At 32.9% G+C, this 12,792-nt stretch carries 9 protein-coding genes; 7 read left to right on the forward strand and 2 right to left on the reverse strand.

Annotated elements, in window-relative coordinates; translation table 11 throughout:
• Position 1: 1 nt before the first annotated feature.
• The 7 genes from BXU10_RS19770 to BXU10_RS19800 all read left to right on the forward strand — a co-directional run bounded on the left by BXU10_RS19770 (position 2) and on the right by BXU10_RS19800 (position 9,273).
• On the forward strand, positions 2-2,011 hold the full coding sequence (locus BXU10_RS19770) for a DUF3857 domain-containing protein (protein WP_078229228.1): 2,010 nt from the start codon (positions 2-4) through the stop codon (positions 2,009-2,011).
• Positions 2,012-2,013: 2 nt separating this feature from the next.
• Positions 2,014-4,005 (forward strand): DUF3857 domain-containing protein, encoded by a 1,992-nt coding sequence (locus BXU10_RS19775; protein WP_078229229.1) that lies wholly within the window; start codon positions 2,014-2,016, stop codon positions 4,003-4,005.
• Positions 4,006-4,007: 2 nt separating this feature from the next.
• A complete protein-coding gene (locus tag BXU10_RS19780) occupies positions 4,008-4,334 on the forward strand; it encodes a nucleotide pyrophosphohydrolase (RefSeq protein WP_078229230.1) in 327 nt (108 codons plus the stop codon).
• A 134-nt stretch (positions 4,335-4,468) separates the two neighbouring features.
• Positions 4,469-5,692 carry a 3-phosphoshikimate 1-carboxyvinyltransferase gene (gene aroA / locus BXU10_RS19785; RefSeq protein ID WP_078229231.1) on the forward strand — a complete coding sequence of 408 codons (1,224 nt, stop codon included), beginning with the start codon at positions 4,469-4,471 and terminating at the stop codon, positions 5,690-5,692.
• Positions 5,693-6,034: 342 nt separating this feature from the next.
• Positions 6,035-7,084 carry a tRNA preQ1(34) S-adenosylmethionine ribosyltransferase-isomerase QueA gene (queA, locus tag BXU10_RS19790; protein ID WP_078229232.1) on the forward strand — a complete coding sequence of 350 codons (1,050 nt, stop codon included), beginning with the start codon at positions 6,035-6,037 and terminating at the stop codon, positions 7,082-7,084.
• A gap of 380 nt (positions 7,085-7,464) precedes the next feature.
• Positions 7,465-8,739 carry a kynureninase gene (gene kynU, locus BXU10_RS19795; RefSeq protein WP_078229269.1) on the forward strand — a complete coding sequence of 425 codons (1,275 nt, stop codon included), beginning with the start codon at positions 7,465-7,467 and terminating at the stop codon, positions 8,737-8,739.
• Positions 8,740-8,838: 99 nt separating this feature from the next.
• On the forward strand, positions 8,839-9,273 hold the full coding sequence (locus BXU10_RS19800) for a glycine zipper family protein (RefSeq protein WP_078229233.1): 435 nt from the start codon (positions 8,839-8,841) through the stop codon (positions 9,271-9,273).
• Positions 9,274-9,337: 64 nt separating this feature from the next.
• Here BXU10_RS19800 and BXU10_RS19805 read toward each other — a convergent pair whose 3' ends face one another.
• Together BXU10_RS19805 and BXU10_RS19810 are read right to left on the reverse strand one after the other, a co-directional pair.
• A complete protein-coding gene (locus BXU10_RS19805) occupies positions 9,338-11,149 on the reverse strand; it encodes a hypothetical protein (protein WP_078229270.1) in 1,812 nt (603 codons plus the stop codon).
• An 86-nt stretch (positions 11,150-11,235) separates the two neighbouring features.
• Positions 11,236-12,792 (reverse strand): hypothetical protein, encoded by a 1,557-nt coding sequence (locus tag BXU10_RS19810; protein WP_078229234.1) that lies wholly within the window; start codon positions 12,790-12,792, stop codon positions 11,236-11,238.

The raw sequence follows: 12,792 nt of genomic DNA on the forward strand, positions 1-12,792 counted from the left end.
AATGAAATTCATTAAATTTTTTAGTTTCTTATCTCTGCTTTTTATTCTTTCCAAAACAACTGCACAAGAATTTAAATTAGGAAGAGTATCTATAGCTGAATTAGAAGAAAAAAAACACCCGAGAGATTCATCTGCAGCAGCGGCTATTTTATATAAAAAGGGTAAATCCAGTATTGAATATGATACTAATGATGGCTTTATTTTGGTTACTCAGGTAGATACACGAGTTAAAATATATAAAAAAGAAGGTTATGATTGGGCAAATCAAAATGTGTCCTATTACATTGGAAGCAATGAATCAAGAGAAAAAGTTGATTTTTCGAATGTTAATACTTTTAATTTAGTGAATGGAAAAATTGAGAAAACCAAACTTAAAAGTGATGGTGTTTTTAATGAAGAGGTTGATAAATACTATGCAAGAAAAAAAATCACAATGCCTAATGTAAAAGAAGGCTCAGTATTAGAATATAGTTATACAGTGAGAACACCTACTATTGGAATGATGAAAGGGTGGGCTTTTCAAAGTAGTATTCCAGTGAATTACTCAGAATACACAACTTATATACCAGAGTATTATACTTTTAATGCCAGACAAAAAGGATATATTTTTCCTAAAGTAACAACAGAAACGCGATCAAGATCAATCTTATTTACAAGCAAAGAAAGAGGACTTAATTCACATACAACATTTTCTACAGATACTGTTGATTACCTTGAAACACAAACTACCTATATTGCTGAGAATTTACCTGCAATGAAAGAGGAATCGTATGTTAATAATATAGATAATTATACGGCAAGTTTAGAACAAGAACTTTCAATGGTTAAGTATCCTAATAGTCCAATGAAAACTTTTTCTACAGATTGGAACTCGGTAGCAAGGACAATTTACGAATATGAAGATTTTGGCCCTGAATTAAATAAAACAGGATATTTTGAAGATGATTTAAAAGCTTTACTGGCAGGAGTAACAACACCCGAAGAAAAAATAGTACTTATTTTAAATCATGTTAAATCAAATGTGAAATGGAATAAATATCATGGCTACAGTTGTGATAAAGGTGTACGTAAAGCATATCAGGAAAAATCAGGAAATATTGCAGAGATAAATTTAATGCTGACAGCAATGTTACGTTATTCTGGTTTAACGGCAAATCCTGTTTTGGTTAGCACAAGGTCCAACGGAGTGGCATTTTTTCCTAACAGAACCGCCTATAATTATGTAATCACAGCAGTTGAAACTGAAAACGGCTACATATTATTAGATGCATCAGATAGATTTTCTGTTCCCAATGTTTTACCATTTAGAACTTTAAACTGGTATGGAAGATTGATACGAAAAGACGGGACTTCAGAACAAATCGATTTAATGCCTAAAAAAACATCAAATGATATTGTTTTTTTAACTTACAGTATTGACCCTGAAGGTAAAGTTACAGGACAAACAAGAAGACAATGCACAGATTATAATGCTATGATTACCAGAGAGAATATTTTTAGTACCAAAGAAGATGAGTATCTGGAAAAACTGGAAAATCAAAACAATAAAATAGAAATCAGCGATTATGCAAAGACAAACGAAAAAGAAATCCTGAAGCCTATTATAGAAACATATTCTTTTACAGGAAATAATTTATCCGAGGTAATTGGAGGAAAAATCTATGTTAGTCCAATGTTGTTTTTTACCAATGAAAAAAATCCTTTTAATCAGGAAACAAGAGAATACCCGGTTGATTTTGGATTTCCTTTTATGGATAAATATAACATAACAATAAAGATTCCGGATGGATTTGCAGTCGAAACAATACCTACACCCGCCGTAATAAATATGGAAGACAATTTAGGTTCTTTTAAATTTAATATAGCGGCAAACGAAAATACGCTTCAAATGACTATTTCTCACCAGATTAATAACGCTATTGTGTCGACACAACAATATGAAATGCTGAAAGAATATTACAAAGCAATGATTGCAAAAGAAAGCGAAAAAATTGTTTTAAAGAGAATTTAAAAATGAGATTGCGTACAATAGTTATTTCAATAGTATTCATTTTTGTTTTTATTAAGACAAAAGCCCAGAATTATGAGTTAGGAAAAGTTACCATTGCTGAATTGGAAGAAAAAGTGCATCCACAAGATTCTTCAGCAGTGGCAGCAATATTATTTAAAAAGGGGCGGACTTTTTTTACGTATAATCCAAAAAGCGGTTTTTCGGCAAATAATGTTTATGAATTTAAAATTAAAATTTATAAAAAAGAAGGACTCAGTTGGGCTAACCAAAAAGTACGATTTTATGTAGGATATGAAGATCTGGATAAGGATAAGGTAGAATTTTCTAATGCGGTAACGTACAATCTTGAAGAGGGATCAATTGTTAAAACAAAACTTAATAATCAGGGAGAGTTTAAGAAAAATGTAAATAAATACTGGAACGAAAGGATTATTACGCTCCCTAACGTTAAAGTTGGTTCTGTCATAGAATATAAATATATTCTAAAATCAGAGAATATTGTTAAACTTCCGGATTTTGATATTCAATACAGGATTCCTGTAAACTATTTCGAATATAAAACAGAAATTCCAGAGTATTATATTTATAAACCAATTTTAATTGGAAACCTGCCTATAGAATCAGATTTTAAATTAGCCAGCGGCAACCAAAATTATGAAAATGAGTATAACCAAAGTAGAACATTGACATATACTCAGATTAATTCCTATTATTCCGGCAGGGATATTCCGGCTTTGATTGATGAACCATATATAAATAATGTAGAGAATTACAGGGGGGCTATTACCCAGGAGCTGGAAAGGGTGCGCATGCCGGAACAGCCTGTTAAAGATTATTCGGTTACATGGGAAGGTGTTGCAACAACAATTTTTAAGGAACAAAAATTCGGAAAGGAACTTACCGAGTTTAATTTTTTAACAGAGGATGTAAAGCGTTTATTGACCAATGTAGCATCACAAAACGAAAAAGTGAATACTATTTTTCAATTCGTTCAAAACAAAATGAATTGGAATGAAGAAAACGGTTATTATACTGACGCAGGTGTTGTAAAAGCATATGCTGCTCAAACTGGTAATGTCGCCGAAATCAATTTTATTTTAATTAATATGTTGAAATTGTGCGGAATAGCTGCTAATCCGGTTTTGGTAAGTACATTAGAAAATGGTGTGCCTGTTTATCCAACAAGAACAGGTTTTAATTATGTTATTGCTGCAGCTGAAATTGATGGAAAGCAAATACTGCTGGATGCTTCTCATAAATTTACAACACCGGGAGTTTTGCCTTTAAATGTTTTAAACTGGAAAGGAAGACTTATTAAAAAAGACGGAACCTCAGAAGAAATAGATCTAAATCCTCAAAATGTATCAATTGAATCCTCAAATGTATTGGCAAAAATAGATAGTTCCGGAAAGATGAAAGGGACAATCAGGGTGAAGAAAACTAAATATGAGGCATACAATTTCAGGATTCTTAATGCCAATAAAAATGTCGAAAATTATCTTGAAACATTAGAGGAAAAATTAGGAGGATTAAAAATTTCAGACTATAGTGCAGAAAATAAAAATGCAAAATTTTCAGATCCGGTTCAGGAAACATTTAATTTTGTAACAGATAATCAATCTGAAATGATAGGAGGCAAAATATTTATTAATCCCTTATTGTTTTTTACAAAATCCAAAAATCCTTTTACTCAGGAAAAAAGACGAATGGCTATTTATTTTGGATATCCGTTACAGGAAAAAATCAATTTGAGCTTACAAATTCCTGATGGATATATGGTAGAATCAATGCCTAAGCCTTTACGTATCTCGTCTGAAGATAAACAAATAGTATTTGTATTGAATATTTCGAATGAGCAAAACAATATTCAAATTACCAGTTCAAGAGAAATAAACAAGAGTACTTTTGCAGCAGATGAATATGAAGTCTTGAAAAATCTTTTTCAGAAAGCGATTATAAGTCAAAACGAGAAAATTGTTCTTAAAAAAATATAACAATGGATTTGAAAAATGCACAACTTGACGTTGATACCTGGATAAAAGAACACGGTGTCCGCTATTTTAATGAATTAACCAATATGGCTCAGCTTACAGAAGAAGTAGGCGAAGTTGCCCGAATTATTGCCCGCAGATACGGCGAACAATCGGAAAAAGAAAGCGATAAAAACAAAGATTTGGGTGAAGAACTGGCTGATGTTGTTTTTGTAGTTTTATGTCTGGCCAATCAAACCGGTATCGATTTGCAGGCAGCATTTGAAAAAAAAATGGATTTAAAGTCGGTCAGGGATAAAGATCGTCATAAAAACAACGATAAATTGAAATAATTGTGAAATATCACTCATAAGTTTTGAATTATGAGTTTTGAATTTTGAATTATGAATGGGGAGTGGTAAATTGCGCGTCTGAATTACGTTTCTAATCATTCATAATTCAAAATTTACAACTTATAATTAAAAAAATGAATTTATTACTTCAAACCAATCATAAAAATTTACAAGGTCAAATTGCGGTTACAGGATCAAAAAGCGAAACCAATCGTTTGTTACTGTTAAAAGCATTATTCTCAAATATTACACTCGCAAATACTTCTAACTCTGATGATAGCGAGGTAATGCAAAAAGCCCTTGTTGGGAATGACGAGATTGTAGATATTCATCATGCAGGAACTGCAATGCGTTTTTTAACAGCTTATTTTGCAGTAAATGAAGGGCGCGAAGTTGTAATGACAGGTTCAAGCAGAATGCAGGAACGTCCGATAAAAATTTTAGTTGAAGCTTTGGCGCAATTGGGAGTTGAAATCTCTTATGAAAAAGAAGAGGGTTACCCGCCAATAAGAATCAAAGGAAAAAAAGTTACAGCTTCAAAAGTAAGCTTAGCGGCAAATGTCAGCAGTCAGTATATTTCGGCTCTTTTATTGGTTGCTTCAAAATTAGAAAATGGCTTAGAACTGACTTTAGAAGGTGAAATTACTTCAATTCCATACATCAAGATGACTTTGGCTTTGCTCAAAGATTTGGATATCCAAACCAGTTTTGAAGGAAACGTAATTAAAGTTTATCCAAAAGAAGCTGTTGCATCAAAAGAAATGGTAGTAGAATCTGACTGGAGTTCGGCTTCTTATTTCTTTAGTTTGGTTGCTTTGGCTGATGCGGCATCGATAACTTTGAGCAGTTATAAGGAAAATAGTTTGCAGGGAGACTCTGCTTTGGTTTCTATTTATGAAAAAATGGGAGTCAAAACTACTTTCGAAGGAAACAAAATGACGTTGGTAAAACAGCCTGATTTTAAATTTGAAACCGTAAATTTTGACTTGAATAATACACCTGATATTGCACAAACAATTGTGGTAACTTGTTTAGGTTTAGGAATCGGCTGTCATTTAACAGGTCTTCATACTTTAAAAATTAAAGAAACGGACAGACTTGAAGCACTTCGAATTGAACTTACAAAATTAGGAGCCAATATTTCGGTAACAAATGATAGTTTGACTTTAGGACTTTCTGAAACGATTAATCACAATGTAAAAATTGCAACTTATAACGATCACCGTATGGCGATGGCATTTGCTCCATTAGCATTGAAAGTGCCAATCATCATCGAAAATGCCGAAGTAGTTTCAAAATCATACCCGGATTTCTGGAATGATTTAAAACAATTAAACTTCGAAATCTCAGAACTGTAAAAGTTTTTAAACCATATAAGTGATATAAGTTCATTTAAATAAAATGAGCATAATTGAATAGCCTCCAATTTCGACTGGAGGTTTTTTTATGATTATTTTTTCGGAGTTAGCAAAACAAAAAACATGCACTAATTTTTAAGAATTCAAATTAAATGAACTTATATCACTTATATGGTGGAAAAAACGTTTTTCAATGTTCTCGAAACACCACTAAATCAACGACTTTTGAAAATAAACAGTAAAACACTTGACAACGCCTGTCTCACAATCGTATATTTGCACACGATTTACAATTTTAGATACAAAATCTAAAAGCTACATTTTAAAATCAACAATTCAAATATGAAATTATCACACTTCAGTTTCAATTTACCAAAAGAACTTTTAGCAGAATTCCCGGCAGAAAACAGAGATGAGTCTCGTTTGATGGTAATAGACCGTAAAAAACAAACTATAGAACACAAAATGTTTAAAGATGTTATCAATTATTTTGATGACGGAGACGTTTTGATACTTAACAATACAAAAGTTTTTCCTGCACGCTTGTACGGAAACAAAGAAAAAACAGGAGCAAGAATCGAAGTTTTCTTATTAAGAGAATTAAACTCAGAACAACGTCTTTGGGATGTTTTGGTTGATCCGGCCAGAAAAATCCGTATCGGAAACAAACTTTATTTTGGAGATGACGATTCGTTAGTTGCTGAGGTAATTGACAATACGACTTCTCGTGGTAGAACTTTACGTTTTTTATATGACGGTTCTTACGAAGAATTCAGAAATAAATTGACTGAACTAGGAGAAACTCCAATTCCAAAATACATCAGCCGTGAGGTAACTCCGGAAGACGCAGAAAGATACCAGACTATTTATGCAAAAGAAGAGGGAGCTGTAGCGGCACCAACTGCAGGTTTACACTTTTCAAAACACCTTTTGAAAAAACTGGAAATCAAAGGAGTAAATTTTGCTGAAGTAACCCTTCACGTTGGTCTTGGAACTTTTAATCCGGTTGAGGTTGAAGATTTATCGAAACACAAAATGGATTCTGAGGAATTGATCATCAAGCAAGAAGCTTGCGATATTGTGAATGAAGCAAAAGCAAAGAAAAAACGTATCTGTGCCGTTGGAACTACTTCAATGCGTGCTATCGAAAGTTCTGTGTCATCTCAAAGCACTTTAAATCCGTATGAAGGCTGGACAAATAAATTCATTTTCCCTCCTCACGATTTTAGTATTGCTAATTGCATGATTACCAATTTCCACACACCAAAATCAACATTATTAATGATGATTTCAGCATTTTGCGGACATGATTTAATGAAAAAAGCTTACGATGAGGCAATCAAAGAAGGATACAAATTTTATTCTTACGGAGATGCAATGTTAATCATCTAATTGGAAAACCTATAGATTTAAGAAAACCTGTCAGCAATGACGGGTTTTTTTATTTCAAATTTGGGCGTATTACAGGCTATTCATTTCAAGTTTTGCAATAAAAACCAAGTAATACAAGCACTGCGGGAGCTTCCGCTGGTCGCTTCCTCGTTGCAGTATTACTACGGTTTTCATCGCAAAAGCTTTCCATTTCTATCCCTAACGCAATTCCAATCCAAAAGAAAAATCCGGTTTTGAGCAGCGTTTTAGTTATAGTGAATCTGTTTTTATCAGTGTATTAATATTTTAATTTAGTAACACCGAATCTGAAATTTGAAACCTGAAACAAAAAACAACTTTTAGAGCATTTTTTGTTATTTTTACCGCACAAAACAAAAACAATGACTTTTCAAAATACACGCGAATTCGCAAAACAACTCGACTCACAAGACGCTTTAAATCACTATCAGGATCAGTTTATTTTTCCGAAAGTAAATGACAAACGTGTTATTTATTTCACAGGAAACTCTTTAGGATTACAGCCCAAAAGAACCAAATCCTATATTGATGAAATAATGAACGATTGGGCAAACCTTGCAGTAGAAGGTCATTTTTATGCTGAAAAACCATGGTGGGATTATCAGGAAAGATTCCCTGAACCTTTGAGTAAAATTGTTGGGGCATTGCCTTCAGAAGTAACAGTAATGAATACTTTGACTGTAAACCTGCATTTGTTAATGGTTTCTTTTTATCAGCCAACAGCAACCCGTTATAAGATTATCTGCGAAGAAAAAGCATTTCCTTCAGATCAGTATATGTTTCAGAGTCAGGTAGATTTTCACGGATATAAACCGGAAGATGCCATTGTCGAAATCAAACGTCGTGAGGGCGAACACAATATTCGTCTGGAAGATGTTTTAGCTAAAATTGAAGAAGTCGGTGATGAACTGGCTTTGGTCTTAATTGGTGGAGTAAATTATTATACCGGACAGGTTTTCGACATTAAAACCATTACTGCCGCCGGACAAAAAGAAGGTGCAAAAGTAGGCTGGGATTTAGCGCATGCAGCCGGAAATATTAAATTGGAACTTCACGACTGGAATGTTGATTTTGCTGCTTGGTGTAGTTACAAATACATGAATTCAGGACCGGGAAATGCTTCCGGTTGTTTTGTCCACGAAAAACACCATAATGCCAATTTACCAAGATTTGCAGGCTGGTGGGGACATAACAAAGAGCGCCGTTTTAAAATGGAGCCTAATTTTGATCCTGTAGATGGAGCAGGAGGCTGGCAAATCAGCAATTTGCCGGTACTTTCTTTGGCTCCTTATTTAGCTTCGGTAGAAATGTTTGCTGAAGTTGGAATGGATGCCTTAATTAAAAAAAGAGACAAAATCACCTCTTATTTAGAATTTATACTCCACGAAATAGATAAGGAAGTTGAGAGTAGTTTCGAAATTATCACGCCATCAAATCCTGAAGAAAGAGCTTCTCAATTATCTGTTTTTTTACACGGAGAAGGAAGAAGCTTATTCGATTATTTAATGAAAAACGGAGTGATTACAGACTGGCGCGAACCTAATGTTATTCGATTGGCACCTGTTCCTTTGTATTGTTCTTTTGAAGATATGTACGATTTTGGACAGATCTTAAAAAAAGGAATTTTAGGTAAATAAGTAATATCATTTAATTCTGTAAATTTTAAACAAAATCATGTAACACTTGTAATATATGTTCTCTTTTACTTTGTAGTGTACTAATTTAAATCTAAAATTATGAAAGGCTTATATATTTTATTAGCGGCTATACTTATTACTTCTTGTCAAAATCAAAGTAAGGAAGATCTAAATAAAGTGAAACAAGCGAGTATTGATTCAATGAAAGTTGAAATTGAAAAGCAAAGAGTAATTGATTCAATGAAAACGGAAATGGCTAATTTGCAAGAGGAAAAAGAAAAAGCTGAAGCAGAAAAGGCAGAGGCACAAAAAGTGGTAGTGGTACATCCGCAAGATAGAACAACTACTGCTGCACCCGCTAAAAAGAAAGGTTGGAGTTATACTGCAAAAGGTGCGGTAATTGGTGCCGGTGTTGGAGCAATAACAGGTGCTGCAGTCAGTAAGAAAAAAGGTGAAGGAGCCATTATTGGCGGTTTGGCCGGAGCTGGCGTTGGAGCAGGAACAGGTGCAATTATTGATAGCAAAAAGAAATAAAATATATTTTGAATTCTATTATAATAACAAACCCCGATTTTAGAAATAAATCGGGGTTTGTTATTTAGGATAGTTTTAATATCGGGATTTGAATTGAATCTAATTCAGATTTATAAAAATTGAATTGATTCCTGATTCGTTCTTCATCGTTTTTAAAATATGAATTCGAAGAAAACAGTGTTTGATAGTATTCGATTCCTTCTAAAATATTTGTTTTAAAGGTATTCCATTTTTTAAGCTGGTTAGAATTTATTTCTCCGGAAAGCGTAGCAATTTCATTTTTTAAATATTCGATGTACATTTTAAGTTCCTTCACAAATAAATTAGGCCGATTTTGAGTTCTCAAAACTGACTTATTTCCATAAATGTGCTGTAGCATATCTTTTAAAGAAACTTCCTGGTCAAAATAAGCCATATTTGGTCCGGGACAAATAACTACTCCTTGGGCTTGCCCTTTTATACTTATATCATTCTCTAAATAGGATGCGTTGGCCAAACCAACACACAAACAAGACTTCTCTGTAATTTTAGTTTTAGCGTTCTCAAAAGCATTTAGCGAAATAGTATTTTTTATGGCGTTCAGTTCTTTCAGTTTTATATCCTGGTATTTTTTTGAAGCAGTACAAATTCCGTGCGAATCATATTCCTTACTTAATGCCAGAAATTTTTTTGGACATGAACTCCCGGCTTTGTTTTCCTGAATTCGTTTTTGTTTCAGGATTTCATTTGTAGTCCCTTTCAAAGTATTAAACGGAACTCCTAAGGGAGAAATATGACTTAAATACAAATCTTCCTCCTTTGCGTTTATCAATAAATTTCGGGTATCACGATCTACTGATGTGGCTTCGGCAACCAACAAAAATGGCGATCCCCAACCAACAGAATCAACGTGATATTTATTTAATAAAAATTCATGTTCTTCAGCCGTTCCTACGCCTCCCTGAACTGTTATTTTTAGATCTAAAGGCTTATTTGGTATAATTGCATTTTTTTGCTGTAATGCTTTTACCATTAACTCATGTGCGGAATTCATTAATTGCTTTTTTTTGTGCTTGAATTCTTCCAGAATAGTACCTAATAAAAGTCCTTCAGTAGCAAAAGCATGTCCACCGCAATTTAATCCGGATTCAATTCGATATTCTGAAACCCAAAGCCCTTTTTTGGCTAAAAAATTCCCCTGAATCATAGCAGATCTAAAGTCACTGACTTTTAAAATAATTTTCTTTCTAAGCTGATTATTTTCATCCGGGAAAAAATCCTTGAAATTTTCAAAATAACTGTACAATCGCGGATTCATACCAGCCGAAAGTACAACCGAAGATTCAAGATTGCTGTTGGCAAAACCCCTTAAAGCAGCATGTGCATCATTAAATTCAGTAGGGAGCTGTTTGCTTTTAACAAAATTATCTTTGTCCAGTTTCGTCATGATGTTAACATCAATTTCTCCCGGAAAAAGATTGGATTCAATATAGCTTTGAATGTTTTCTTTAAAAGAAATTCCTTCTTCAAGTAAATTTTGAAAACCTTTTTTGATATCGGAGGTATTGGGAAGCATCGCGATAAAATTTTCTAAGGCAGTTTTGCTCTCGGCAATCTCTGTTTTAAAATTTTCGAATTTTTCTTTTACGATTTTGTCAACAAGATTCAGATAAGAAGTAATTCTTTCGGCCCGGTAATCATGGAATTTCTGAGATATTTCTTCATACGGAATATTGAATTTGGTACTGTAAAAATTACGCATCTTCTCGATCAAATCATCATCTGCAATTGATATTACAGACGAAATCCCGTACTGTGCCACCCGAATTGGGCTGTCAATTGTATAAGCAAGTCCCATTACCGGAATATGAAAAGTGTGTAAAGGCTTTTTTGTCATTTGTTTTTTGATTAAAATAAAAACAAAGGTTGAAAAAAACATTTTCTAAAAACCTGATAATTGTCAGGTTTGCAATAGATTGATAACTAGATTAAAATCTTTTTCAAAGATTCGGCAATGCTTCTCCATAAAAAATTGTAAAATGATTTTTCCTGAATTCTTTTTAGTTCGACATCGGCATTTTTGACTTTATCTTTCGAATCATTTTTGACTACCAGATTAACGATAGCACTTTTGAGTTTTGCTACTTTTTGGGGATTTTTCTTTTTATAAAGTTTCACTTTTAGATCATCATAATCTAAGGATGCATTTCCTTTTACAGCATCATCGTTCCCATAAAAATTAAAACGATATTTATTAAAAACTCCTGTAAATGAAGTATTCATATAAGGTTTGCTGAATCTTTCCATTGCCGCAACATCAAAGTTTGAGATTACACCCTGAATATGAAAACTGTCTTTTTTGTCTAAAACATTAAAACTCCAATCGACATCTAATGGAGAAGTTTTCATGAAAATACAATTCACTTTAATCTTAACATCATCAGTTTTTTTTAATCCAAAACCACTCTTTATATTGGTTGCCTGCAAATTAAATTTATCAAAATTTAAAACTCCCGGGCCTTTAGAAAAATCTTTCTCTTCTTCATAAACAAGTTTAGATTTAAGAACCTGCAGCGTGTCAATTTCAAGTGGAAATTTTATATTCCGTAATAAATGATTATATAGATATTTTTTGCTCAGATCGTCTGCTGGTATTTTGCCGCGATAAATGTTGGCGTCAAAATGGTTGATTACAATCGAGTTCGCCTTAAAGAAAAAACGGTCATTTTTGAATCCCCAATTCATTTTTGCTACTTGAGCCGAATCAAATTTCAGGATATTAATGTCTTTTTCTTTTTTTAACTGCTTTATAAAATCAGGACGATTAAATTGCGGTATATAGGAGAAATTATTAATTTTCAGAAAGTTCTTTCCAGTACTTATTTTGCCAATATTCAAATGATAAAAAGCACTTGTGCGAAAAAATAAGCTGTCAATTACTAAGGCATAACTTTTATATTGAATTGGAATTTTCTCTTTTAAAGTAGCGTCTGTCAACAAAATTCCTTCTAATTTAAGAATGATTTTTTTGATGCTTAAAATTGGTTTTTCAGAATCTAGAGAAACGACATCAGCGGTTCCGTCATTTAAATAAATATTTGAAACCGCAATTATTTTACGAAAAGGTTCAAGAATTTCACTTTTAATACTTTTGCTGTTGTTCAATAATTTTTCACCTTTTTTATATAATATTATTCGTGGTTTATTGATAATAATACTCTCTGCCTGTATAACATCGTTAAAAGCAAGATCCCAAATATTGAAATGCTCGATTGTGATGGATTCAATTTTAGAAAAGAGTCCGTTTTTGCTGTCTTTTGGCTGATTTTTAGGGCTTACTAATAACGTCTGTGCATAGATATTTCTTGACCAAAGCGAAACTTCTATTTTTTCATAATTGATATTATATACAGTGTTGTTTTTCTCATGAATAATAATAGGAAGCTGTTTTTTGATCCAGTAATTAAGACCAATGTCCAGAAATATACCTAGAAGGAATAAAGAAATTAGACCGATTGCTATTTTTTTTAATATTGACAT

The organism is Flavobacterium sp. LM4, assembly GCF_002017935.1.
Classification (GTDB): domain Bacteria; phylum Bacteroidota; class Bacteroidia; order Flavobacteriales; family Flavobacteriaceae; genus Flavobacterium; species Flavobacterium chungangense.